Origin of the sequence: Mycobacterium senriense (assembly GCF_019668465.1) — a bacterium.
Classification (GTDB): domain Bacteria; phylum Actinomycetota; class Actinomycetes; order Mycobacteriales; family Mycobacteriaceae; genus Mycobacterium; species Mycobacterium senriense.
Map to the genome: position 1 here is coordinate 1,880,462 of NZ_AP024828.1, position 24,361 is coordinate 1,904,822.

At 62.5% G+C, this 24,361-nt stretch carries 22 protein-coding genes; 15 read left to right on the top strand and 7 right to left on the bottom strand.

The window, feature by feature from the left end; translation table 11 throughout:
- A complete protein-coding gene (locus tag MTY59_RS08970) occupies positions 1 to 774 on the bottom strand; it encodes an SDR family NAD(P)-dependent oxidoreductase (protein WP_221045337.1) in 774 nt (257 codons plus the stop codon).
- A gap of 131 nt (positions 775 to 905) precedes the next feature.
- On the opposite strand from MTY59_RS08970, the gene MTY59_RS08975 reads away from it, so the two are divergent.
- The 4 genes from MTY59_RS08975 to MTY59_RS08990 are packed head-to-tail and all read left to right on the top strand — an operon-like array spanning position 906 to position 5,487.
- Positions 906 to 2,162 carry a cytochrome P450 gene (locus tag MTY59_RS08975; RefSeq protein WP_221045338.1) on the top strand — a complete coding sequence of 419 codons (1,257 nt, stop codon included), beginning with the start codon at positions 906 to 908 and terminating at the stop codon, positions 2,160 to 2,162.
- A 37-nt stretch (positions 2,163 to 2,199) separates the two neighbouring features.
- Positions 2,200 to 3,258, top strand: a complete 1,059-nt coding sequence (locus MTY59_RS08980; RefSeq protein ID WP_221045339.1) for an LLM class F420-dependent oxidoreductase — start codon at positions 2,200 to 2,202, stop codon at positions 3,256 to 3,258.
- A gap of 32 nt (positions 3,259 to 3,290) precedes the next feature.
- A complete protein-coding gene (locus MTY59_RS08985; protein WP_221045340.1) occupies positions 3,291 to 4,772 on the top strand; it encodes an aldehyde dehydrogenase in 1,482 nt (493 codons plus the stop codon).
- Between the two features lie 34 nt (positions 4,773 to 4,806).
- Positions 4,807 to 5,487 (top strand): TetR/AcrR family transcriptional regulator, encoded by a 681-nt coding sequence (locus MTY59_RS08990; protein ID WP_250160854.1) that lies wholly within the window; start codon positions 4,807 to 4,809, stop codon positions 5,485 to 5,487.
- Here MTY59_RS08990 and MTY59_RS08995 read toward each other — a convergent pair.
- The 3 genes from MTY59_RS08995 to MTY59_RS09005 are packed head-to-tail and all read right to left on the bottom strand — an operon-like array spanning position 5,477 to position 7,300.
- Positions 5,477 to 5,857 (bottom strand): EthD domain-containing protein, encoded by a 381-nt coding sequence (locus MTY59_RS08995; RefSeq protein WP_221045342.1) that lies wholly within the window; start codon positions 5,855 to 5,857, stop codon positions 5,477 to 5,479. The genes MTY59_RS08990 and MTY59_RS08995 overlap by 11 nt on opposite strands.
- Before the next feature lie 14 nt (positions 5,858 to 5,871).
- Positions 5,872 to 6,705 carry an SDR family NAD(P)-dependent oxidoreductase gene (locus MTY59_RS09000; RefSeq protein ID WP_221045343.1) on the bottom strand — a complete coding sequence of 278 codons (834 nt, stop codon included), beginning with the start codon at positions 6,703 to 6,705 and terminating at the stop codon, positions 5,872 to 5,874.
- Between the two features lie 25 nt (positions 6,706 to 6,730).
- On the bottom strand, positions 6,731 to 7,300 hold the full coding sequence (locus tag MTY59_RS09005; RefSeq protein WP_221045344.1) for a nuclear transport factor 2 family protein: 570 nt from the start codon (positions 7,298 to 7,300) through the stop codon (positions 6,731 to 6,733).
- 195 nt (positions 7,301 to 7,495) lie between these two features.
- Here MTY59_RS09005 and MTY59_RS09010 point away from each other — a divergent pair, with 195 nt between their 5' ends.
- The 9 genes from MTY59_RS09010 (at position 7,496) to MTY59_RS09050 (ending at position 18,575) form a co-directional block, all read left to right on the top strand.
- The gene (locus MTY59_RS09010; protein WP_221045345.1) at positions 7,496 to 8,338 is read left to right on the top strand and encodes an SDR family oxidoreductase; all 843 of its coding nucleotides are present in this window, start codon (positions 7,496 to 7,498) and stop codon (positions 8,336 to 8,338) included.
- Between the two features lie 7 nt (positions 8,339 to 8,345).
- Positions 8,346 to 10,301: a flavin-containing monooxygenase gene (locus MTY59_RS09015; RefSeq protein ID WP_250160768.1), complete on the top strand. Its 1,956-nt coding sequence runs from the start codon at positions 8,346 to 8,348 to the stop codon at positions 10,299 to 10,301.
- A 35-nt stretch (positions 10,302 to 10,336) separates the two neighbouring features.
- On the top strand, positions 10,337 to 10,933 hold the full coding sequence (locus tag MTY59_RS09020) for a TetR/AcrR family transcriptional regulator (protein ID WP_221045346.1): 597 nt from the start codon (positions 10,337 to 10,339) through the stop codon (positions 10,931 to 10,933).
- 138 nt (positions 10,934 to 11,071) lie between these two features.
- Positions 11,072 to 12,232, top strand: coding sequence for an amidohydrolase family protein (locus MTY59_RS09025; RefSeq protein WP_221045347.1), 1,161 nt, complete (start codon positions 11,072 to 11,074; stop codon positions 12,230 to 12,232).
- A gap of 53 nt (positions 12,233 to 12,285) precedes the next feature.
- The gene (locus MTY59_RS09030; protein ID WP_221045348.1) at positions 12,286 to 14,010 is read left to right on the top strand and encodes an N-acyl-D-amino-acid deacylase family protein; all 1,725 of its coding nucleotides are present in this window, start codon (positions 12,286 to 12,288) and stop codon (positions 14,008 to 14,010) included.
- A gap of 127 nt (positions 14,011 to 14,137) precedes the next feature.
- Entirely contained in the window at positions 14,138 to 14,572 is a 435-nt protein-coding gene (locus MTY59_RS09035; RefSeq protein ID WP_221045349.1) for a nuclear transport factor 2 family protein, read from the top strand.
- Between the two features lie 146 nt (positions 14,573 to 14,718).
- A complete protein-coding gene (locus MTY59_RS09040) occupies positions 14,719 to 15,843 on the top strand; it encodes a cytochrome P450 (RefSeq protein ID WP_221046342.1) in 1,125 nt (374 codons plus the stop codon).
- A gap of 22 nt (positions 15,844 to 15,865) precedes the next feature.
- Complete coding sequence (locus tag MTY59_RS09045; protein WP_221045350.1) at positions 15,866 to 17,515, top strand: GMC family oxidoreductase; 1,650 nt, start codon at positions 15,866 to 15,868, stop codon at positions 17,513 to 17,515.
- A 52-nt stretch (positions 17,516 to 17,567) separates the two neighbouring features.
- Positions 17,568 to 18,575, top strand: a complete 1,008-nt coding sequence (locus MTY59_RS09050; protein WP_221045351.1) for a Rieske 2Fe-2S domain-containing protein — start codon at positions 17,568 to 17,570, stop codon at positions 18,573 to 18,575.
- Positions 18,576 to 18,645: 70 nt separating this feature from the next.
- On the opposite strand, the gene MTY59_RS09055 is transcribed toward MTY59_RS09050, so the two are convergent.
- Positions 18,646 to 19,674, bottom strand: a complete 1,029-nt coding sequence (locus tag MTY59_RS09055) for a hypothetical protein (RefSeq protein ID WP_221045352.1) — start codon at positions 19,672 to 19,674, stop codon at positions 18,646 to 18,648.
- A gap of 42 nt (positions 19,675 to 19,716) precedes the next feature.
- The gene (locus MTY59_RS09060) at positions 19,717 to 20,550 is read right to left on the bottom strand and encodes an SDR family NAD(P)-dependent oxidoreductase (RefSeq protein ID WP_221045353.1); all 834 of its coding nucleotides are present in this window, start codon (positions 20,548 to 20,550) and stop codon (positions 19,717 to 19,719) included.
- Positions 20,551 to 20,761: 211 nt separating this feature from the next.
- Between MTY59_RS09060 and MTY59_RS09065 the strand changes: the two genes are divergently transcribed.
- Complete coding sequence (locus MTY59_RS09065; RefSeq protein WP_221045354.1) at positions 20,762 to 21,397, top strand: hypothetical protein; 636 nt, start codon at positions 20,762 to 20,764, stop codon at positions 21,395 to 21,397.
- Between the two features lie 209 nt (positions 21,398 to 21,606).
- Here the strand turns inward: MTY59_RS09065 and MTY59_RS09070 are convergent, their stop codons facing one another.
- On the bottom strand, positions 21,607 to 23,004 hold the full coding sequence (locus MTY59_RS09070; protein WP_221045355.1) for a hypothetical protein: 1,398 nt from the start codon (positions 23,002 to 23,004) through the stop codon (positions 21,607 to 21,609).
- 1,167 nt (positions 23,005 to 24,171) lie between these two features.
- Between MTY59_RS09070 and MTY59_RS27930 the strand changes: the two genes are divergently transcribed.
- A complete protein-coding gene (locus tag MTY59_RS27930; protein WP_415822249.1) occupies positions 24,172 to 24,333 on the top strand; it encodes a hypothetical protein in 162 nt (53 codons plus the stop codon).
- The last annotated feature ends 28 nt before the right edge of the window (positions 24,334 to 24,361 follow it).

Consider the following 24,361-nt stretch of genomic DNA (forward strand, 5'->3'; position numbering starts at 1 on the left):
TTAGCGGGCCACCATGCCGCCGTCGGCGATGATGGTTTGACCGGTGATGAAACTTCCGGCGTCGGAGACCAATAGCAGTGCAGGGCCGATCATTTCGGATGGATCGGCTATGCGGCCCATGAACGCGGAGGCCTTCATGGCATCGATGAACTCCGGCGGGTTGCCGCGGACCATGTCGGTGTCGACCGATCCCGGGGCCAGGGCGTTGACGCGGATTCCCTGCGCGGCGAATTCGGCGGCCATGGACCGGGTAAAGGAGACCATGGCGGCCTTGGCCGCCGAGTACATCGACACGATGGGCGAGAAGATGAAGGCCCCGGCGGAGACGACGTTGAGGATCGCGGCGTGCTGGCTCTCCCGTAGGTAGGGCAGGGCCGCCTGGACCAGGAATACCGGGCCTTGCAGATTCACCGCGAAGGATTTCGACCAGGCTTCTGGGGTGATTTCACCGAGCGGTTGCGCCAATGCATTGGCCGCATTGTTGACGACGATGTCGATGCCGCCGAACTCTTGCGCGGTGGCGGCGACCAGTCGGTTGATGGCGTCGATGTCGCCCAGGTGGGTGGGTACCCCCAATGCGTTGCCGCCACCCAGGGATTGCAATTTGTCGGCCGCTGCGGCGCACGCTTCAGCTTTCCGGCTTGCGACGACTACGTTCGCGCCGCAGCTCACCAGGGCCTCGGCGATGGCCAGGCCGATGCCGCGGGTTCCGCCGGTGATGATCGCCGTGCGGTCTTTGAGGTCGAAAAGCCTGTGCAGGGGATCGTTGGTCAAGTTCCGTGTTCCCAATCGTTGCGTTGTGCGGTCTCTCACGGTTACCTTACGTGATGTAAGCTAACTCGGACAAGGTGCAGCTGTCACCCATCCGTAGACGCGTAGCAAGCGCCGGCTCAGGAGCTCTCATCATGACGACATCACCGGAAGTGCAGTCCGACCTCGACTTCGGCGACGGGTTCGACTTCACCGATCCCGGCTTGCTGGCTCGCGGGCTGCCCGTGGAGCAGTTCGCGCGGCTGCGGCGGACCTCGCCGGTGTGGTGGAACGCGCAGGACCCCGACAGAGGCGGGGGGTTCCGCGATGGCGGGTACTGGGTGATCTCGAAACATGCTCACATTCGGGAGATTTCACGCGACCCTGAGAGGTGGTCGTCGCATCTCAATGGCTGCGTGATGCGGTACGCCAACGACATACCGGCCGAGCAGCTGGAGACAGCCAAAATCCTCATGCACAATTCGGACCCGCCGGTGCACACGCGGCTGCGCAAGCTGATCTCGCGGCTCTTCACGCCGCGCAGCGTAGCCAAGCTTGAGGACGGGCTGACCCAGGCTGCCCGCGAGATCGTCATGGCCGCAGCAGAGAATTCCGAAGGTGACTTCGTTGAGGATGTCGCTCACCAGCTGCCGCTGAAGGCCATCGCTGATCTGGTCGGTTTCCCAGAGGCCGACCATGAGAGGTTGTTCCATTGGTCGAACGTGATCATGGCAGCCGAAGATCCCGACTGCGTCGAGGATCCCATGCTGGCGATGACGGAACTGATGGGCTATTCGTATGAGATTGCAGCAGAACGTAAGAAGAACCCCGCCGACGACATCATTTCGCGGCTAGTCGCCATTGACGACGACGGTGATGAACTCACTGAAATCGAATTCGGCTATTTCATGTTGCTGTTGCTGGTTGCCGGCAACGAGACCACCCGAAATGCGACGTCGGCGGGCATGGTCGCGATGCTGAACCATCCCCAGCAGTGGGAGCTCTACAAGCGGACCCGTCCGGCAACCACCGCGGATGAGATCATCCGCTGGACAAGCCCCGTGCATGTTTTCCAACGCACGGCGCGCCGGGATACCGAAATCGGGCATGTGCGGATCAAAGCAGGTCAGCGAGTGGGATTGTTCTACAGCTCGGCCAACTACGATGAGGACGTCTTCGATGAGCCCTTCACGTTCAACATTCAGCGCGAGCCCAACCCGCACTTGGGATTTGGCGGAAACGGGCCGCATTACTGCATCGGCGCAAACCTGGCGCGCAAACAGCTGACGATCATGTTCAACATGATCGCCGACTACCTTCCAGACATCGAAATAACCGGCCCGCTAACGCGAATGCGGCACGGATGGATCAACGGCATCACCGCGATGCCCGTACGGTTCAACGCAAAGTGAGGCACCTCGACGTCATGGTGCCGCAGGGGTGGTGCTGGTGAAGCTCGGTCTGCAGCTGGGGTATTGGGGTGCCCAACCGCCATCGAACGACGCCGAGTTGGTCGCCGCCGCCGAACGTGTCGGATACGACGCCGTGTTCACCGCCGAAGCGTGGGGCTCGGACGCCTACACACCATTGGCGTGGTGGGGCAGACACACCACAACGTTGCGGTTGGGCACGTCGGTGGTGCAGCTGTCCGCGCGCACTCCAACGGCGTGCGCGATGGCCGCACTGACACTCGACCACCTGTCGGGCGGCCGGCACATCCTCGGGTTGGGGGTGTCGGGGCCGCAGGTCGTTGAAGGATGGTACGGCCAGCCTTTCCCAAAGCCGTTGGCGCGCACTCGGGAATACATCGACATCGTTCGCCAAGTGTGGGCACGTCAGGCGCCGGTCACGAGCAGTGGTCCACACTATCCGTTGCCGCTGTCTGGTGAGGGGACCAGCGGACTCGGCAAGGCACTCAAGCCGATCACCCATCCGTTGCGTGCCGACATTCCCATCATGCTGGGCGCAGAAGGCCCCAAAAACGTTGCATTGGCCGCCGAGATCGCCGATGGCTGGCTGCCGATCTTCTACAGTCCGCGGCTGGCGCCGATGTACAACGAATGGCTCGACGAGGGTTTCGCACGTCCGGGCGCTCGGCGCAGCCGCGCCGACTTCGAGATCTGCGCCACCGCACAAGTTGTCGTCACCGACGATCGCCCGGGCACACTGGCCGTAATGAAACCCTACTTGGCTCTGTACCTCGGCGGGATGGGCTCTGAGGACACCAACTTTCACGCCAATCTATACCGGAGGATGGGTTACGAACGGGTCGTCGACGACATCACCAAGCTGTTCCGCTCAGGACGCAAAGACGAGGCCGCCGCGGTCATTCCGGACGAGCTCGTCGACGACGCCGCCATCGTCGGTGACATCGACTATGTCCGTGCACAGCTCGCCACGTGGGAGCGGTCCGGCGTCACCATGGTGGTGGTCGGACCGAGGTCCGTCGAGGAAATCAACGACCTTGCCCGCGCCGTATTGCAATCTGATAACCAAGTAGCACAATAGGATTCGTTGATCCAATGACCGGAAGGCGTGTCATGACCAGTAACACATCGACCACATCCACCACCGACTACGCTCGGCTTTTCATCGGTGGCGTGTGGACCGAACCGTCGACATCCGAGGTCATCGAGGTCTTCTCGCCGGCCACCGGCCAGAAGGTCGGCCAGGTTCCGCTGGCGGCCGAAGCCGATGTCAACGCCGCATGCGCGGCCGCGCGCAAAGCCTTCGACGAGGGGCCGTGGCCCAGGATGGCCCCGGCCGAACGCCAGGCGGTGCTGGCCAAGGTCGCCGCGGCGGTTGAGGAACGCGCCGATGAGTTCAAGCACCTGCTCAGGCTGGAGACCGGCCAGCCCGCCCCCATCATCGATATTCTGCAGTTCGGTCCCGGGGTTTCGGCGCTGCAGTTCGTCGCCAACGCCGCCGACAAGTTCCCCTGGCAAGAGGTGCGCGACGGGGTCTACGGCCAGACCCTGGTCTTGCGGGAGCCGATCGGTGTGGTCGCGGCCGTGGTGGCGTGGAACGTCCCGTTCTTCCTCGCATGCAACAAGCTAGGACCTGCGCTGCTGGCCGGCTGCACGGTGGTGCTCAAGCCGGCCGCCGAGACACCGCTGTCGGCCAACCTTTTGGCCGAACTGTTCGCCGAAGCGGGCCTGCCCGAAGGCGTGCTGTCGGTGGTACCCGGCGGGCCGGAGACCGGCCGCGCGCTGACGTCGAACCCGGAGCCGGACAAGTTCACCTTCACCGGCAGCAGCGTGGTCGGCAAGGAGATCGCCAAGATCGCCGGCGAGAAGCTCAAGCCGTGCACCCTGGAACTCGGCGGCAAGTCGGCGGCGATCATCCTGGAAGACGCCGATATCGATTCCACGCTGCCCATGCTGGTGTTCTCCGGGTTGATGAACGCCGGGCAGGCCTGCATCGGGCAGACTCGCATTCTGGCCCCGCGATCGCGTTACGACGAAGTCGTCGACAAGATCGCCGCCGCGGCGTCGGCAATGCCGGTCGGCCTGCCCGATGATCCGGCGACCGCGATCGGCCCGTTGATCAGCGAGAAGCAGCGTGATCGCGTCGAGGGCTACATCCAGAAAGGCGTTGAGGAAGGCGCGCGCATCGTCACCGGCGGCGGGCGACCCCAAGGGCTGGAACATGGCTGGTTTGTGCAACCCACGGTGTTCGCCGATGTCGACAACTCGATGACGATCGCTCAGGAGGAGATCTTCGGGCCGGTGCTTGCGGTGATTCCTTACGACACCGAGGATGACGCGATCAGCATCGCCAACGACTCGGTGTACGGCCTGGCCGGCAGTGTGTGGACCACGGACAACGACAGGGCCATCGAGATCGCAAAGCAGATCCGCACCGGCACTTACGCGGTCAACATGTACGGCAATGACCCTTGCGCCCCATTCGGCGGGTACAAGAACTCCGGTATCGGCCGCGAGAACGGGCCCGAGGGCATCGACGCCTACTGCGAGAGCAAAAGCGTGCTGCTGCCGTTCGGCTATACCCCCGAACTCTGATCTGCGCCCGCGTTCCGCGTAGAGTCGCAGCGTGATGGCGCGCCGCTCCTCCCAACGCAGGGTCTCACCTGAGCCCCCGGAGGAGCCGAGGATGGTCAGCACGCGGGGCGGTCGTCCCAAGGACGAGGTGCGCCGTGAAGCAGCGCTGGCGGCTACGCGGGAACTGCTGATCGCCAAGGGTTATGACGAGGTCACGTTATCGGAGGTCGCGCGAGTGGCCGGGGTGTCGCGACCGTTTGTCTACGACAACTGGGGCACGAAGTTCGCGCTCGTGGAGGACGCGATCTTCACTACGGATGATCCGAGGCCGTTGATCGATGATGACAAGCCATTCGCCGAGTCGCTGACCGATCTGCTCACTGCGATGGTGGCGATCCAATCCGATCCGGCATACCTCGCAGGTCTTCCCGGGTTGTCGGCCGACCTCTACAACCGGCCCGACCTCGTTGAACTGATCGAGAGCAAGTACATCGCCCCGATCAGGGCGGCGTATGTCCGGTTGATCGACCGCGGCAAGGCCGAAGGCGTGGTGCGGCCAGACGTTGACGGCAGCGCGCTATTGGATACCGTCCGCGGCGCGGTCATGTTGCACACCCTGATCAATCCGTCACTGGATGGCGCCGCGCTCATCGAGCACCTGCGCTCAATCATCCTGCATGGCGTGGCGAACGTGGCGACACAACGATCACCGAGGAAGCGATCGCCTAGAAGATGACGTGTTCTTCGGCGATGAAGACACTCGAGCGCGCCATGTCGACGAAGGTCAACTCGTCGTCGAGTAGCTGCTGCATCGCGATGGCCATCGCCTCGGGATCCTCGGCTGTCGCGTCGAAGTCGACCCAGATCTCGGCTACACCGTCGTAGGGTTCACCGGTCCCGCGACTATCGCGCACACCGTCGGTCAGTGCGCCGAAAACGGTGTGGTTCTGGACATAACGAGTCATCGTGGGGATCGCGGCGCGGACGGATCGCACCAGATCGGCATGGCTGTTGCGCCAGTAGGCCTGAAATTCCTCGGTTGTCAGCTCAGCACGTCGCCGACAGCAGAACACCAGCTTTACCACCGGACCGCCTTTGCCAGTCATGTTGCGCCGCTGCGCTATCCAGCGACCGGCGAGGAGCCGCTGGCACGCATTTCTTCGAAGTCTTGTTCCACGATGGGGAATTGCGGTGCCGCGTTGGGCAGCAGCCAGAATTGATTGGTCTGGATGGCGTGCACGACCAGCTTTCCGACCACGGCTGGGTCCATAGAATCTTCGCCTTGCTCTCCAGTTGCGAGGAAATTCCGGAAGTCATCGAGGTCCGCGCTGACCACGCGTGGTTGGCCGTCGGACTGCTGTCGCAGCGTGCGCGCGAGGTTGGTGCGTACATGGCCAGGACACACGACTGTCACGCCGACATTGGTACCGCCGAGTTCGACGCGCAACGATTTCGAGAGGCCGACGACGCCGTGCTTGGCCGCCGCGTACGGGCCGATGAACGGGGCGCTGAGGAGGCCGCCCATCGACGCGGTGTTCACCACGTGGCATGGCTCTGCAGAGGCGAGCATTCTCGGCACGAATGCACGAACACCGTTGATCACACCCCACAAGCAAACATCGATCCCCCAGGCCCAATCCCGCTCGGAAAGTTCCCATTGCCGACCGAACGGGACTACACCGGCGTTGTTGCAGATCACCTGCACTTGCCCGTAAGCATCGACGGCGGACTGGGCCAGTGCTTCGACGTCAGCTGCTCTGCGGACGTCGGCGATTTGGCCGCAGCAGTCGATGCCGTCTGACTGCAGCTCGGTGACAGCATCGTTCAGCGCTTCCTCGGCAACATCGGAGAGCACCACGCGCATGCCTTGATGTCCGAACTCGCGCGCCATCCCTAACCCAATACCGGAGGCCGCGCCGGTGATGACTGCGACCTTTGATTCGAGGCTGTCCATCGCCGTTAGCAGCGGCCGTTAGTGGTCATGCGTTCACCACAGGTGCGTCATCGGCGAATCCCGCGATGGCGGCGTGGGATACCTCGGGGTTGGCCCACTCCCGCCAGGAGGTCATCTTTCCGTCGCGGAAGTGAAAGACACCGATGTACTCGTTTTGGTAGACAACGGGTTTGTCGCGGCCCTCGCTGTCGCTGCGGTACCGAGCGATGACCACGCTGGGGTCAACGAGGTCGTAAAAATCGGTGATCGTGACGTCGAATTTCTTGAACATCGTAAATGTCGCTGTCAGCAGCTGGCGATAGCCGGCCATATCACTGTCGGGCACCAAAGATTCGAACGGAAGCGAAAAGACCGCGGTGTCGTGCATCTCGGCAAGGACTGCGTCTGTGTCGAGGGCGCTGACCGCGGCCATCGCGCGGCGTAACACTTCTTTGTTCGCTTCGCGCGTGCTTGCGTCGTCTGTGGTTGTCACGACGTGCCTTTCTGTTGGTGGGAGATGAAACTGCCTACGTCCGAGACTGCGCAGCAGGCGATTGAGGCCGCTGCGATCGTCAGGGCGCAACTTCAGGTTGTTGCGCGACCAGCCGCACCACATTATATTACAGCATGTAAGGAAACCCCTAGAGTTTCGGCTGGCGAACGTGGAACCGGTTGGGCCACAGGGGTCCACAGTGGCCACGTTGTCAGCGCGAGCCACCGTGTCACCATCTGACCAAGCGCGTAGCCCGGGCTCGAATGTCGTCGATGGAAGCTCGATTGTTCGAGCGCGATGAAGGGAAGATGCAAAACGATGCTCGCACCATTGAAGGATCGCGTCGTCTTGGTGACCGGCGGCGGGAGCGGCATCGGCGCCGGCGTCGGTGAGGCTGTTGTTGAGGCCGGCGGGCGCGTTGTACTGCTGGGGCGCAATCACGACAAGCTGACTGCTGCTGCCAACAAATTCATTTCTGCCGGTGCGCAACCCGACACCATCCGCTGCGTACCAGCCGATGTCACCGACGAGGAACAGATCAGCTCCGCGGTAGCACAGACCGCCGACTGGTTTGGCCGGTTGGACGGTGTCGTGCACTGCGCAGGCGGATCGGAGTCAATCGGTCCGCTGCCGCAAATGGACTCGGCGGCGTGGCGCCGCACTGTCGACCTCAACATCAATGGGTCGATGTACCTGTTGAAACACAGTTCACCCGCGATGATCCGAAGCGGAGGCGGCTCGTTCGTCGCGGTGTCGTCAATCGCCTCAGCGGTGACCCACCGGTGGTTCGGCGCCTACGGTGTCAGCAAGGCCGGTCTGGACCATCTTGTGCAACTGGCCGCGGACGAACTGGGTGCATCATCGATCAGGGTCAACGCCATCCGGCCGGGTCTGACCCGGACGGAGTTGGTGGAAGCGGTGTTGTCCTCGCCGGAGATAAGTGCGGACTACCGGATCAACACTCCGCTGCCCAGGGTTGGTGAAGTCGGCGATGTTGGCAATCTCGCGGTGTTCCTGCTCAGTGACCTCGCAAGTTGGATCACCGGAGAAATCATCAATGTCGACGGCGGCCAACACCTACGCCGGGGACCGGACATGTCAGCGATGTTCGAGCCAATTTTCGGGGCCGAGGCGCTACGCGGGGTCGTGAGCGCGACGTGAGTCGACCGTGAGAAGTGCCAACACCGCCAGCTTTTTAGATGGCAACGCCCTGATCGGGTTGCCTTTCGACGATGCCGACGGTGTCATCCGCACCGCTATCGACGAAGCCAGCGTGCCTGCGCTGCTGATGTCGTTGGTGCACATGACCGGTGATCTCGGTTTGCTCGACGAACTCCCGCGGCCGGCCATGCTCATCGCGATGGACCTAGACGGCGCGATGAGCGAGACGGACAAGCAGGCGGTGCGCGACCGGGCGTTCGACGTGGTGCGTGCTTACCGGGATCGCGGGTGCCCGCCGCTGTTCATCCCCGACTCCGACCAAATGCGGGTGATGTTCGATGTCATCTCCGGAGGTCAAATCACCGAGGAGTACGTGGATTACGTCGCCGCCGATCTGCGGTTCAGCGACGCCGATCAGTGCGGCCCCCGGCTGACCTCCACACCGCAACAGCGCAGCGAGTTCCCCGTGGTGGTGATCGGATGCGGCGAAGCCGGCCTGTTGGCCGGTATCAAGCTCAAGCAGGCCGGCGTGCCCTTCACGATCGTGGAGCGGCAGGCGGGGGTCGGCGGAACCTGGCGGGCCAACCACTATCCCGGCCTCCGCGTCGATATCCCCAGCCAGTACTACTCCTATTCGTTCGAATCCAACGACTTCTGGTCGCACTTCTTCGCGGTGCAGCCCGAGATCGTTGGCTACCTCACCGAGGTGATGACGCGGCACGACATCGCGCCCCACGTACGTTTCTCCACCGAGGTCACTGCCGCCGACTGGGACGACCAGTCCGCCACTTGGCGGGTGGCCGTCCGCTCGATCGACGGGGGCGAGGAGACGCTGACTGCCCGCGGCCTGATCTGCGCGGTCGGCCAGTTCAGTAACCCGGTGATCCCTGATATCAAGGGCGGCAACGAGTTCGACGGGCCTGCCTTCCACACCGCCGACTGGCGCGACGACGTCGATCTCGCCGGTAAGCGCGTCGCCGTGATCGGAGCTGGCGCCAGCGGATTCCAGCTCGTCCCGGCGATCGCCGAGCGCACCGCACACGTCGACGTCTACCAGCGCACCCCCCAATGGATGTCCCCTAACGTCAACTACCACGCAGCGATCGGCGACGGGGCAAAGTGGGCGATCCGCCATCTGCCGTTCTACGGACGTTGGTTGCGCTTGGTGTCATGGTGGCCTCTCACCGACGCCGTGCAGGATCGGGTGGTGATCGATCCCGACTGGGACACCGGTGGCAAGTCGTGCAGCGAGACCAATCACGCGCTGCGCGAGATGTTCATCGCCTGGATGCGGTCCTTCACCGACGACGAGGAGCTTCTGGCGAAGGTGATTCCGGATTACCCGCCGATGGGCAAACGGATGTTGCAGGACAACGGAACCTGGCTCAAGACGCTGCAACGCGACGACGTCGAATTGATCACCGACGGGATCGCCGAGATCACGCGTGACGGGGTGAAGACCGTCGATGGCGTGCATCGTCGCGCCGACGTGCTGGTGTGGGCCACCGGGTTCGACGTCAACCACCAACTCGGGCCGATCAATGTGCGCGGCCTGGACGGGCTGGCGCTCAACGAGGCGTGGGGAGATGCCGCGTACGCCTACCTCGGTGTTACCGTGCCGGGCTTCCCGAACTTTTACTGCATGTATGGCCCCGGTACCAACGCGGTGAACGGGACCAGCATCATCTACAACTCCGAGTGCCAGATGCGTTATGTGCTGGGGTGCATCGACATGGTGCTCACTGCAAACGGCAGGTCGGCGGTCCCGCGTGCCGACGTCTGCGAGGATTACCACCGGCGTAATCAGGACAGACTCCAGAAGATGGTGTATACCCATCCGAAAGTTGCTAGCTACTACCGGAATTCCACGGGCGCCGTTCCCACCTTGTACGGGTCGCGGATCGTCGACTACTGGAAGTGGACCAGCCGCCCCAACCCGCAAGACTACGAAATACGGCCCTAGACACGCGTGCCATTGCTGAGCCGTACGCTCTTTGCGTGCCGCGCAGTCCCGAACCCGCCCGCCGCAAACTGCTCGACGCTGCGCTTCGGCTCTTTGCAGAGCGGGGCATCAGCGGAAGCACGATGCGGGAAATACGGATCGCCGCGGGCCAAAGCAACACCGCGGCCCTGCAATACCACTTCCGCGACAGGGCAGGGCTCTTGCGTGCGCTTTTGGAGCGGGAATTACCCGCGCTTGTCGCAAGACGCAAGGAGCTGCTCGCGGGTAGCGACGATCCGTGGTCGGTCGCTGCGGTCTTCGTTTTGCCGTTTGCCGAAATGGCGACCGGATCAGGACATCAGAAATTGGTTGTGAGATTCCTCAGCCAGCTCCTCGACGATCACTCTTTGACGTTCCAGGAGATTCTCGACTTGGTCGGTGATACTGGGACCTATAAGTCGTATGAGCTTTTCCACCAACACTTTCCGGCAATACCGGAGCCATTGTTGTGGGAGCGTATAGCGGTTGCCACCAACAGCTTCGTTCATGCCGCTGCGTTGCGCGCCGCCCGGACACGGCATGAACAGATCGTCGATGACGAGCTGTTCCGCCGCAACCTGGTCGACATGTTTCTGGGAGCAATCACCGCGTAGTGCTCGCGGCTCCTCACCTAGGCGAATCCACCCGAGTCTTCCGCGATCGATGACCGTCCTCGTGAACCGCACACCTTGTCAATGTAGTAATAAATGTTGTTTACTACCTCGGAACGCGAAACCAGGTAGGAGCAAGCAATGTTGCTGTCGAATTACACCGTCATCGATGTAGACACCCACATCACCGAGCCCCCCGACACATGGACTGCCCGGATGCCGTCGAAGTACGGCGACCGAATCCCTCACATCGAGCGCATCGAGGGGTGGGACACCTGGGTCATCGACGGACGGCCGTTCTCCCGACCCGGCAACACCGCAATGGCCGGCTTTGATGGAACTGTGCCCGACGGGCCGCCAACCTACGCCGACATGCACCCGGCGGCCTGGGACGCCAAGACCCGCGTGGCATTCATGGACGAACAGGGCATCCGCGCCCACGTGCTTTACCCCAACGTGGGCGGATTCGGCGCAGCGGTATGGCTCGATGTCGACGACCGCCAATTCGCACTGGATTGCGTGAAGGCGTTCAACGACTTCCAGACCGACTTCGCGTCGGTGGCGCCCGACCGGTTGCTGCCGATCGTCTCGGTGCCCTTTTGGGACGTCGAAGCGTCCGTCGCCGAGATCGAACGCTGTCTCGGAAACGGCCATCGCGGGGTGAACTTTGTCAACTGCCCCCAGGTGCACGGCCAACCCCCGTTGTGGGACCGGCACTGGGACCCGATCTGGACCGTCGCGCGTGATGCCGGAGTGACCGTGAACTTCCACATCGGCGGCGGCCGGATTGTGGACCTGTTCATGACTGGAATGGAGATGGGCTTTCGCGCCAACTTCTCCCGCGTGTCATCGACGATGTTCGCGGACAACCTTCGCTGCATGGCCGACCTCATCAACGGCGGAGTGTGTCACCGATTCCCGGATCTGAACTTCGTGTCGGTCGAAAGCGGCGTCGGGATGATCCCTGCCTTCTTGGAGGCGGCGGACTGGCAGTGGCGGAACGGCGGCGTGGCCGTCGAACACCCCGAATACGATCTGTTGCCTTCGGAATACTTCCGACGCCAGATCTTTGGCTGCTTCTGGTACGAACAGGACGTGCTGACGCCGGCCGTGCTGGCATACCCCGACAACATGTTGTTCGAAACTGACTTTCCCCACCCCACCAGCCAGCACCCCAGTCCGCAGACCCCAGCCACGACAGCCGGGGTGTACATCGACTCAGCGATGGGACAGTTGCCTGAAGACATACGGCGAAAGCTGTTGTTCGAGAACGCTGCAAAGCTTTACAAAGTCGCCGCGTGAGCCCGCGGTGTTAAAAGCGTAGCTGCACAGCGCTATACGAGGAGACCATGCCGATGAACTACGACCTGTTGATTCGCAACGGCACCATCGTTGATGGTCTGGGTAGTCAGCCCTATCGGGGCGATGTCGCAATACGTGGTGGGGTCATCGTTGCCGTTGGTGGTGTGAGCGGGAATGCCACGGATGAGATCGATGCGACCGGGTTGTTGGTGACTCCGGGATTTATTGATTTGCATACTCATTACGACGGGCAGGCATCGTGGAGCGACCGGATGACGCCGTCTTCTGCGCATGGCGTCACGACCGCGGTGATGGGTAACTGCGGTGTCGGGTTCGCGCCGTGCCGCAAGGCCGACCACGATGTGTTGGTCGATCTGATGGCCGGGGTGGAGGATATCCCTGGTGTGGTGATGGTCGACGGGTTGCCGTGGACGTGGGAGACGTTCCCGGAATACCTCGACGCGATCGAGGCGCGTGCGCGTGACATCGATGTGGCTGCGCTGCTGCCACATTCGCCGCTCCGGGTGTATGTGATGGGCCAGCGCGGTGCTGACCTTGAACCCCCCACCCATGAGGATCTGACCCAGATGCGGAAACTGGCCGCCGAAGCGGTGGACGCGGGTGCGCTTGGATTCGCCTCGTCACGGTTGGTCATTCACAAGACCGAGAGCGGGCGCCCGATCCCGAGTTATGACGCTGGGCGCGAGGAGATCGAGGCGATCGCGCGCGGTGTCAAGGACGCTGGCGGGGGGCTGATCCAGTTCGTTCCCGATATTGTGGCCGGCGACTATGAACCGGTGTTGCAGAACGTGTTTGGTGTGGCCGCCGATGTGGGCCTTCCGGTGACGTTTTCGCTGGCGGTCGGCAATGGCGGTGAACCCTATTACCTGGACGCATTGCGGATGGTGGAAAACGCCAACGCCGCCGGCGGGCAGATCACCGCTCAGATCTTCTCGCGCCCGATCGGCGTGGTGCTCGGTCTACAGCTGACGGCCAACCCCTTCGTGCTGTTTCCCAGCTACCGCCAGATCGCTGATCTATCGGTGGCTGAGCGGGTCACGGAGATGCGTAAACCGGAAGTGCGACAACGCATCCTGGGCGATTCCCCGATCCCGGATGGACCTCCGTTGTTCTTCATGATGCAAGCCTGGGATTACATTTTCCCGCTGGGCGAACCGCCCAACTACGAACCCGATCCCTCGGAGAGCATCGCTGCTCGGGCACGTGCCCGTGGGGTGAGCCCGTTGGAGGAGGCCTACGACCGACTGCTCGACGACGACGGGCACGCCATGTTGCTATTGGCCTTGGGCAACTACAGCAATGGTTCGTTGGACACCATTGGCGAGCTCATTCGGCGCGAGGACGTCGTGCTGGGGCTGGGCGACGGCGGTGCGCACTATGGCTTGGTCTGCGACGCGAGCTTCCCGACGCACCTGCTGACGCACTGGGTGCGCGATCGCGCCACCGGTCGGCTCAGTGTCGCCGACGCGGTACGCGAGCTGACCTCGGTCCCCGCCCGTGTCGGCGGGCTGCTCGACCGTGGGCGCATCGCCGTGGGCTACAAGGCTGACCTCAATGTGATCGACGCCGACGCGCTTCGCCTGCACAAACCCGTGGTCGTCTACGACCTTCCGGCCGGCGGCCGGCGGTTGGACCAGACCGCGGACGGCTATGTCGCCACCATCGTGGCCGGCGAGATCATCGCCCGAGACGGCAAACCCACCGACGCTCGGCCCGGACGTCTTGTGCGAGGACGCCAGCCTGCGCCAGCGATCTAGCGAGTTAGCTTACATGATGTAACATAACTGGTGTGACCGGTGGTACAACACGAATCCGGCATAGGCCAGAGTGCGTAAAGCACAACCTCATTCACGAATTGAGGACACCCCGCAGAAAGATCACGACATGACTCTTGACGGCGCAACCACGCGCGAGGCGAACAAGGAGACGCTGCGGCGGGCGATGAAAGCTATCTCTGCCCATGACATCGACGCGGTCGGGGCCGAACTGAACGAGTCGGTGGATTTCGTGCTCCCCTTCGAATCGGATGTGCCCGACGGGGATCGTGACAGCTTTCTTCAACTGCTGTCGATGATGTTCGCGATGTTCGAGAAGCTGGAACTCACCATCACCCACATCTACGACCTCGTCGATCCCAACGTCCTCGTCGCGCAGTGGCTCGTTGACGGGATGTATCGCCACAAGTCGGTCGTCTACGAGAACCAGTACATCGGCGTGATGGGGTTCCGCGACGGCAAGATCGCGTCCTGGCGGGGATATGCCAACCCGGAGCTAGCCCGCGCCGCCCTGGCGAAGCTGGCCGAAGATGCGCCGGCGTGAACCAATGACCGGCACTGATCGCTGATTTCGACAGCCCGCGATAGGAGCAACCCTTGAGTATCGATTTCGACCTCTCGACACGACCGGACCTCGACTTCATCGACGGCGAATTCTATGCCGGCCGTTCCCGGCAGGCCTACCAGTGGATGCGGGAGAACGAGCCGGTGTTTCGGGATCGCAACGGCCTGGCGGGAGTTGCCACCCATCGCGCAGTGATCGAAACCGCGCGCCGCCCCGATCTGTTTTCCAACACCGGCGGTACTCGGCCCGATCACGAGCCGACCGTGCCGGCGATGATCGACATGGACGACCCGCTGCACCTGCGGCGCCGCAAATTGGTCAACACCGGCTTCACGCACGGGCGCGTCCACAATCTGACCGATTCGATCCGCAGCCTGTGCGACACCCTCATCGACTCGGTCTGTGAGCAGGGGGCGTGCGACTTCGTTCGTGACCTGGCACGGCCGCTGCCGATGGCGGTCATCGGGGACATGCTCGGTGTGCTGCCCGATGATCATGCAACCTTGTTGGCGTGGTCCGACGTCTTGATGACCACGCTGACCTCAAGGGTGTTCGACGTCGACGTGGAGGCGTCGTTGAATGCGTTCGTCGCCTTCAACGAGTTCACTCGCGACATGATTGCGCGGCGCCGCGCGGAGCCGACCGACGATTTGATCAGCGTGCTCACCCACGCGGTGGTCGACGGCGAGAAGCTGACGGACGAGGACATCGTCATGGAAACGCTGCTGATCCTGCTGGGCGGCGACGAGACGACGCGGCACGTACTGACAGGTGGCACCGAACAGCTGCTGCGCCATCACGATTCCTACGACCGGCTGCGCCGCGACACCGACGCGCTGCTGCCCACCGCTGTCGAGGAGATGCTGCGTTGGACCTCACCGGTGAAGAACATGTGCCGCAAGTTGACCGCCGACGCGGAGTTTCACGGCACCGCCCTTAACTCGGGCGAAAAGATCATGCTGCTGTTCGAGTCGGCCAACTTCGACGAGCAGCAGTTCGACAATCCCGAGAAATTCGACATCGAGCGACGGCCAAACAATCATCTGGCGTTCGGATTTGGCCCCCACTTCTGCATGGGAAACCAGCTGGCGCGTCTGGAGATATCGCTGATGACGCGCCAGCTCATCGAGCGCTTGCCCGACCTGCGCTTGGCCAGTGACGAAGCGCTGCCGCTGCGGCCGGCGAACTTCATCAGCGGCATCGAGGCGATGCCGGTCGTCTTTACGCCCACCGAAACCGTCGGGCCGTAACGTGTTGCGCAGCGCGAGAACTATGTCCCTCGAGGCCGACTATGTCGTGGTCGGTGCGGGCAGCGCGGGTGTAATCGTGGCAAGCAGGCTTGCCGAGCGCGGCGCGAGTGTGATCCTGCTCGAGGCCGGTCGCAAGGACAACACCCGCCTGGTCACGGTGCCGGGTCTGGTTTCCCTGGTGTCGACCGTGCCGCGGCTGAAGGCACGGGTGTGTTGGAAGCAGTACTCGGTTCCCCAGAAGTTCGCCAACGACCGCACGATCCCGGTGCCGCGCGGCAAGGTGCTTGGCGGCTCCAGCTCGATCAACGGCATGTTGTTCGTGCGCGGCAACAAGGCCAACTACCAATCCTGGGCGGCCGAGGGCTGCGGAGGCTGGGAGTGGGAGAAGGTGCTGGCCACCTACAAGCGGCTGGAGAACTGGGAAGGCGGGGCCAGCGACGTGCGCGGCGTGGGCGGCCCGGTCGAGGTCACCCGGCAAAGTAACCTCACCCCCGCTTCCCACCACTTTATGGAAGCCGCATCGGCCACGCTGGAGGCGCCAATTATCGAAGACTACAACGGCTTCGACCAGGAAGGCATCAGCGTCTTCCAGCAGAGTGTGCGCGACGGTCTGCGTTACAGTTCCTCCCGCAGCTATCTCACCAACCGCGAGCTGCCGACTTTGCAGGTGCAGACCAAGGCCCATGTCGCGAGGGTCGTCATCGAAAATGGCCGGGCCGTCGGCGTCGAGGTGATCGACGCCAAGGGCGGCAGCCATATCATCCGTGCGGGCAAGGAAGTCGTGGTCTCCGGCGGCGTCATCGGTTCCCCGCAAATTCTGATGTTGTCGGGCATCGGTCCGGCCGGCCATTTGCGCGGCCTCGGCCTCGACGTCAACGCCGACCTGCCGGTGGGCCAGAACCTGCACGACCACCTGTTCGTGCCGATGACGTACCTCACCAAGGACGCGATCCACCGCGGCACCCTGACCCACTTCGCCTCCGGGATCATCCGGGAACAGTTGCGGCCCGGCAGTTCGTGGTTCGGCCGCGCCCTCTTCGAGGCCGTCGGTTTCGTCAAAACCTCGTTCGCGGAAGGCATCCCAGATCTGCAAATCCATACCCTGCCCTGGAGCTATCCGGTCCCCAACCAGGACGAGGACAAGGTGCACCTGATCGATTTGCGTGAGGGCTTCACCATCCTGCCGACGCTTATCTACCCCAAGAGTCGCGGCGAAGTCCGGTTGGCCTCGGTCGACCCGCTGGCCGCTCCGCTCATCGACCCCGGCTACCTGACCGACCGGGCGGACACCGAGTTCCTGATGGAAAGCATGGAGATGGTCCGCGACATCGCGGCCCATCCGGCGATGGGCAAGGTCGAAGAATTGACTCCCGGCCCCGACTATCGGGACCAGGCCGCGCTGCGTCGTGAGCTGCCCAATCGCGTGCATTCCGCTTACCACCCCGTCGGCACCTGTCGGATGGGCAGCGACGAGCGGGCAGTGGTGGACCCGCAGTTGCGGGTGCGCGGTATCGAGTGCCTGCGAGTCGCGGACGCCTCGATCATGCCGAGTGTCACCGGCGGCAACACCAACGCTCCGTCGTACATGATCGGCGAGATGTGCGCTGCGTTCATGCAAGCACCTTCGCGAAACAGCGTTCGTACCACGTCCGTGACTGAGCGGCGCATGTGATTGTCAAATTAACTTACAGAACGTAAGCTATCTCCCAGATTGGAGGTGCGTAATGGGCGAAATATCATTGCCGTCGCCGTTTGGATGGTTCGCAATTGGCCAATCGAGCGACTTTGCGCCGGGAGAGGCGAAACCTGCGCACTGGTTCGACCAGGATCTCGTCGTGTTCCGCTCGGAAGACGGCGCGATCGCGGCCCTGGACGCCTATTGCCCGCACATGGGCGCGCACCTCGGCTTCGGCGGCACGGTCAAAGACGGGGCCCTCGAATGCCCGTTCCACGGTTGGCGGTGGGCCGGCGACGGCAGCTGTCTGGCCGTGCCCTACGGCCGCAAGGGCGTGCCCAAAATCAGGGCGGGGGCGGTGCCGGTCGTGGAACAGGACGGCGTCGTACTGCTATGGCGGGGGCAAGGGGAACCCACTTGGTATCTACCGCCGTTGCTCGATGACGGTCAATGGTCGCCCACCACGGTGACGCGGCGCACCCTGACGTCTCACCCTCAGGAAATCCTGGAGAACATAACGGATTTCGCACACTTCCACTTCGTCCACAGATCGCACATGATCGAACCGATCAGCGAAGTCAGTTCAGACGGAAACGTGTTTACCTACCGCGCACGGTCGGCGCCCGAAGCTGTGGACCCCGACGTGCGTATCGACGCGATCCCGGTCGAAGGCGGCGTGTTTGCCTACGGCCCGGGGTTGGGGGTCAATACGATGACGGCACAAGAGGTGCCGATCCCTCAGCTGACGCGGGTGTACATCACGCCGATCAACGAGCGGGAAATCACCTTGCTCTGCATGGTCAATATTCGTATCGACGAAAACACCGACGAGGCCGCAGCGGAGGCGCTCATGCCGGTCATCTCCGAGGCGGTGTTCGATCAAATCGACGCCGACCTAGTGATTTGGGGAAACAAGCGGTACGTGGAGCACCCGGCATTCCAAAATCCGCAAGAACGGATGATCGGAGCATTCCGGCGCTGGTTCACGCGGTTCTACGACGACCCCAGCGCGCCAACGGCAGCTCGCCCGTCCCTCGCTCAGGCAACACCAGCCTGAGCGAGACACGAGGCGTCACTCACAAGATAAGAGAGCTGCTCGACATCGAATTGTGGTGCGGGACGGCGCATCAATGAACGCCAACGGCTCCTGTCCCGGTGGCCACGGCGCTAACGGCTTGCTGACCGCGGCGTCGGCGGGCGTGCAGGGGGAACAGCGCCAGCCCGCTCACCACGATCAAGGCGATGATCTGCGCCAAGATGTATCCGGTGAGCCGGCCTTCGTGGGCAATGTTCTCGATCACCATCGTGGCGAAGCTCCCGACATAAACGAAGACGATGAACGCCGTGACGGGCTCGACCGAGCTTGCGGGACTAGCGGTGCGCAAGGCGATCACAGCAACCGCAATGTAGGCGGCGATCAGCAGCGCGACGACGGGCCACTGGGGGCCGCCGAGCGCGGTGACGCCCGTGACAGGCACCAGCAGGAACGGGCCGATCACCAACACCGTGAGGGCGGCCAGCGGCGGAAACGCGCCGAGGGCTTTAGCGTTTGACCATCGCGCTGCACTGTTTTCGCTGCCGTCGATCCGCCGTAGCGCCCACAGCATGACGTACAGAAACAGGGCCTCCCACGTCCCTTGCCAGCAGACGTCGACCAGCGGCCAGCCGACAAAGTACTGGAAGTAGTTGAAATTCGGGTCCCATGCCCACCACTGGACATGTCGCAGCGGGCCCTCGATCATGTACGGAGCGTCCAGTGCGATCAAGAAAAGACCACCGACAATGGCTGCGTGCCAACGCTTTTCAATGCCCAGCGCCTCTATGACTTTGAACCCCGTGAACAGGAACGCCGGGTAGAGGATCAAGACGTAGGAGGGCATCATCGTGGTGCCCTGCCACAGGGGAAATGCAGGCCAGTTGATCATCACTGCGAAATCGCCCTGGTGATACATGTTGAGGGTGGCCATCCCGGCGAGCTCAAGCGCCAGCCCGTAGATGGTGGCGGCCACCAACACCACGCTGTAGATGCGCCGACCGCGCCGGAACTGCACGATGCAGTACACCACCTCGGACAGAAACATGGTCAGCAGCACGAGGTCGTACAGATTGGTCTGCCACGGAAGCTCTGCGGGGTTGTTCAGCACGATCAGGTTCATCCCGGCATCTCCCGTTCTCGCTAGAGGTGTTGCGCCAGCGTGCTATTCGGTGACTAGCGACGCGCTGCTGCTGCGCATCTCCTCGAAGTCGGCCTCGACCAGGGGTAGCTGTGGCGCGCCGTTGGCAAGCAGCCAGAATTGGTTTGCCTTGATGGCCTGCACGACAAGCTTGCCGACCTCGGCTGGGTCCATCGCACTGTCGTCCTCCAGACCCGATTCGAGGAAGCCCAAGAAGTCGTCGAGGTCCGCGTCGCCGCCACGGCGCTGGCCCTCGCGCTGCTCACGCATCGCGCGCGCGACATTAGTGCGCACGTTGCCCGGGCAGACGACCGTCACGCCGATATTCGTGCCACCGAGTTCGACACGCAAGGACTTCGACAGGCCAACGACGCCGTGCTTGGCCGCGGCGTATGGACCGACGAAAGGAGCGCTGAGCAGCCCTCCCATCGACGCCGTATTCACCACGTGGCACGGCAGTCCGGAGGCAAGCATTCGCGGCACGAACACCCGCACACCGTTGATGACACCCCACAAGCAGACGTCGACGGCCAAGGCCCAATCTTGCTCGGAAAGCTCCCACTGTCGACCGAAGACCCCGACGCCGGCGTTGTTGCAGACCACGTGTATCTGCCCGTAGGTGTCGAGGGCGGCGCGGGCCAAAGCCTCGACGGCCTCGAGACTACGGACGTCGGCGATCTGGCCGATGCACTCGATACCTTCGGACCGAAGGTCGGTGAAGGCCTTGTTCAGGCCGTCCTCGGACACGTCGGAGAGAACGACGCGCATGCCTTGATGTCCGAACGCCCGCGCCATTCCCAATCCGATACCCGACGCCGCGCCGGTGACTACTGCGACCTTGGATTCAAGGGTTTCCATGACAATTGCTCCGTCCTAGTCCGAGAACAGCTTGCAGAAGGACGGGATCGCACCTTCTGCCCAGGGAAGCGCCGCCCAGACAAGTTATCTTACATGTTGTAAGGTAAGGCGGGTAGTGCGGTCCAGACGATTGGTTTCGGTCGCCGCCGAGATGCTCAAGCCACCGCGTCTACCCACGCCTCGAGCAGCGTGCCGACGAATAGGATTCTCAGTGCGACTCGGACATTCGGCTGATCATGACGACCCGTCGCGCTACCGCATCGAGGCGATGGCGCATACGACCCTCGACGTCGTTCGCAACCTAGGCGGCCTGCTGTTCGACCGCCGCTGCCTGGGCTGGGATACCGCGGTGCTGCTCGACAACTGCGCCGATATTCGAGCGCTCCAAATCATCGGTGCTGATGTTGCCGATCTGAAGCCGACCCTCGAAGCGCCTGAACATCCGCGGCCGGCGGCCATCGCTACCTCCGTCCAGCTCTACCGCAGTGATCCCCGCGTTTGCGCACGAGTCAATGCGGCGATCGACAGCGGGTCAACCGAGGTCGTGCTGTGGGGTGACACCGACTCGGTGGCCGTTGAACGGCAAATGATCGCGGTCGCGCATCAGATCAGCCAGGCAGCCGCCACGTTCAAGATCCAGGCGCTGGCCGCGGCGGCGCACGCTGAACCCTCGAAAGACATTGTGGTGGAGAGGTTCTTGGCAACTCGTGCACCCTGGCAACCGCCCGACCTGCAGCGGTCGACCCTGAACAGATCCGAGTCCTGTCGAACGGTACGTTCTAAGATCCGCGACGAAGCGGAGAGAAGCTTCGCCACCTCGCCCCACGTCGACACGCCGATCGGCTAGATCGGGACCTGGAGCCGGTGTTGGCGAGTGGACCGAGCCGACAGATGTCGGGATTATCGGCGTCGCACAGAAGTAGTAATTTTCTGCATCTCTGGCCCGCAGGAGTTATGCATCAACCAAGAGCACCGGGGAGATCGGACGACGAGAGCGTCTTGGGCTGCCGTTCTGCGCACGCAACACGATTAGAGCGATATCAATGAAACGATGCGCTAGTTGTCCTCATCGACTCCCGGAGACACGTTGTCGGAGTCCTCTTCGGACTCGTACGTAGAGACGAAGCGCAGTACGCGCGGGGCTAAAGGGCTAAACGGCGGCCACGGATTGCGGCGGGTGAAGCCCGCGTCGTTTTGCAAAACATGCAGTCCTCGCGGGTGCGGGTACCGGCTCAGCAATTCGCGAACCGTGGCGACGTCATCAGCCACGTTGGGATACAAAAGCTTGTCCAGCTTCTCCTGGAGCGGGCCCATTAGCGGCTGTACGGCTTTGATCATGTCCAGCACGCTGGGATCGGAGTCTCTCTGTTCCAACTCGCGGCGTTTCAGCCACTTCTTCTGCGCTGACTGCCTCGTGAAATCCAGCACGAATTGCCGCTTCATGTAGACGTTGGCAGCGGGTTCGCCCTGCATTGAGGCCCCGAAACCCCAACTGAAGGCGTTGATATCGCCGTGCTGCAGCGCGCCCCGCAGTTCTTCGAGCCAGCCGTAGTCGAACGATTTCTTTCTGAGCTCGCTGAAGAGCGCCTCGACCGCGCGGAGCTCCTCGCTGTCGCGGCCGAAGTCCTTTTTGGCTGCCCTCATCGTTTGTTCGCGGTGAATGTGTAGGGCGGCTGTGAACGAAATCAATGCCGACCGCACCTTGCGCCTGTGTTCATCCCACGCATCCGCGTCAAACAGTGAGATGCGGTTGTCGCGCAGGTCGGTGAGTACAGCGATCAGCTGGTCAAAGAACCTCTTGCTCTCGTCTTCAATGTGCTCGAGTAACTCACTGTCGACCATGCACCGAAGCCGCTCGTATGCACCTCGATAGGTCTTGTCCTCATCTTCTGTCAAGGAACACACTTTCTCGAGAATTGGCGCGTCAGAACGGGTGGGGTCGAGGTGGATCAAAATTGCACCGTAAGGATCTGCCGACATCTCCGCCTCATGAGCATCTTCTTCCGCTCGTCTGTTGTCAGCTGCGTCCTTGGCGGTCTGCAAGCTACGGAGCGTAGAAGTGTTGCGGCGCTTGATCTCTTCGGCCGAGGGCAGGCCTTCAGCTAGCCAGCGTCGGCCGTCGCTGAGGATGGTGTTCAGGGCCGCCTCTAAGGTTTGTTGAAGGGCGCCGCGAGTCATCCGGTCTCTGGCATCTGGAGTGTCGTAGTAGTCATCCATCGCTGCGGTCATCACATTCGTAAACGCTTGCAACGCCGAGAGGATCACTAGTATGGCAGGTGTCGCGGGCGGCGGCGGCGGCTCGGCGAAAGCAACGACTTGCCATGCCTCGCAGGCCTTCTCGCAGAAATCAACCGGATTCGTTTCGTTTATGTCGTCTAAGGACGACATAAACTCTTGCAGTCGGTCTAACTGATCTTGTAGCCGCTCTGCGTCTATCTGCTCTCCGGCGTCCACGTAGGTTCCTTGCTTCATGTCTTACAGCGGGTGTGGCCGCCCTTCGCGTGGGCAGCCAACCAACATCCCACAGAGGCCCGACTTCAGTGTGTATTGACTTCGGCGCGTGTCGCTGACGAATCAAGGGGTAACCGTCGTCTATGTGAAGTCAGCAGCGACGTCGGGCGCCGAGTGAGTACGCAGGCGCCTGAACTGCGGTTATGCAGCGAAGATTAGCAAGCTCTCGCGACACGCCGACGTTTTGTCAAAGTAGGCAGGCGTGTCTTGTCAATCTTCCCTGCATCTCGACAGCTGCTGTCGGTTCCCATCCAAGATGGCGGAATTCCCATCTTCGTGACGTGGAAATGGCGGATCCGCCGTAAAAGATAGGAATCGCGCTAGCTGACCTAAGTCTTAGCGTCCCTTGGCGGTACCCACTCGCTTCCGGCCGCAATTTATCGGGCTCGCGAATTGCGCTGTACACCAGGGACATCGGCGGTCGCCCATCAAGCGGATGGCTTTAGCGACGCATCTCACGACAGCAAAGTGTATGGATATCAGCGGTTATCCGTGAGTCGGTGTGGCGTGAATTACCAAGGTTTGGAATCACGATCATGGAGGACATCGCTGCCACCTAGGGTGCCACGGTTCGTGGGTCCGACCAGAATCTCATACGCACCCTGGCGTATACGCACGGCCAGCTGTGGGAAGACCCGGCCATCAAGGTGCTGCGGACGCTCAACCAATACCTCGAGCGCACTACGGCCAGGAGGCGCTGCGCGATCGGGCTGTGGTGGGCATGGACCGGGCCGCCGAAGAGATCCCGTCGAGTTTGATCTGAAGACGCATGCCCACCAAGCGATTTACTCGTACGACTAATGATTGACGTAGACGTTGACAGGGTTGAATCCGACGGCTATGTTGCCCGGAAAACGACTGGCCTGACCCGACCGTCGCCGGTCGAGAATGCCACGTCGGGCCAGAGCCGGCAGGCTGCGTTCTCGAGACTACGCGCCGGGGTCTCTCCGTGTAGGCCTGCACCGGGATGGGTGGTGATGAGCGAGCGCCTGCGTTGCGGCCCGTCGGCGAGTACCTGCCACGGGCGCAAACGGGGGCTGGGTACTGGAGTGAGTGCTGCTCGATGCCACGCTGACCGAGCTGGCGGATCACGGATACACCGCACTGACGATGGGCGGAATTGCGGCCCGAGCACGTACCGGCAAAGCCTCGCTATACAGTCGATGGGCAAGCAAGCGCGAGTTACCGTGCGCTGCACTGGTTCTGCTATACCTCCGCTGCCTGCACCCAGCGCCCGCCGGTCGGCACGGGAAAACCTGCTGGTCGTGTTGACTGCACATCGCGATCTGCTGGCGGGCAA

Bases quoted from the DNA above. Each gene is read 5' to 3' on its own strand.
- MTY59_RS09040 (WP_221046342.1), top strand. From the start codon at position 14,719: ATGCGGGAGAACGAGCCGGTGTTTCGGGATCGCAACGGCCTGGCGGGA.
- MTY59_RS09010 (WP_221045345.1), top strand. From the start codon at position 7,496: ATGCTCGCACCATTGAAGGATCGCGTCGTCTTGGTGACCGGCGGCGGG.
- MTY59_RS09005 (WP_221045344.1), bottom strand. From the start codon at position 7,300: ATGTGGTGCGGCTGGTCGCGCAACAACCTGAAGTTGCGCCCTGACGAT.
- MTY59_RS09025 (WP_221045347.1), top strand. From the start codon at position 11,072: ATGTTGCTGTCGAATTACACCGTCATCGATGTAGACACCCACATCACC.
- MTY59_RS08990 (WP_250160854.1), top strand. From the start codon at position 4,807: ATGGCGCGCCGCTCCTCCCAACGCAGGGTCTCACCTGAGCCCCCGGAG.
- MTY59_RS09060 (WP_221045353.1), bottom strand. From the start codon at position 20,550: ATGGAAACCCTTGAATCCAAGGTCGCAGTAGTCACCGGCGCGGCGTCG.
- MTY59_RS09000 (WP_221045343.1), bottom strand. From the start codon at position 6,705: ATGGACAGCCTCGAATCAAAGGTCGCAGTCATCACCGGCGCGGCCTCC.
- MTY59_RS08995 (WP_221045342.1), bottom strand. From the start codon at position 5,857: ATGACTGGCAAAGGCGGTCCGGTGGTAAAGCTGGTGTTCTGCTGTCGG.
- MTY59_RS09030 (WP_221045348.1), top strand. From the start codon at position 12,286: ATGAACTACGACCTGTTGATTCGCAACGGCACCATCGTTGATGGTCTG.
- MTY59_RS09055 (WP_221045352.1), bottom strand. From the start codon at position 19,674: ATGAACCTGATCGTGCTGAACAACCCCGCAGAGCTTCCGTGGCAGACC.
- MTY59_RS27930 (WP_415822249.1), top strand. From the start codon at position 24,172: ATGGGCGGAATTGCGGCCCGAGCACGTACCGGCAAAGCCTCGCTATAC.
- MTY59_RS08985 (WP_221045340.1), top strand. From the start codon at position 3,291: ATGACCAGTAACACATCGACCACATCCACCACCGACTACGCTCGGCTT.
- MTY59_RS08975 (WP_221045338.1), top strand. From the start codon at position 906: ATGACGACATCACCGGAAGTGCAGTCCGACCTCGACTTCGGCGACGGG.
- MTY59_RS09035 (WP_221045349.1), top strand. From the start codon at position 14,138: ATGACTCTTGACGGCGCAACCACGCGCGAGGCGAACAAGGAGACGCTG.
- MTY59_RS09045 (WP_221045350.1), top strand. From the start codon at position 15,866: ATGTCCCTCGAGGCCGACTATGTCGTGGTCGGTGCGGGCAGCGCGGGT.
- MTY59_RS09050 (WP_221045351.1), top strand. From the start codon at position 17,568: ATGGGCGAAATATCATTGCCGTCGCCGTTTGGATGGTTCGCAATTGGC.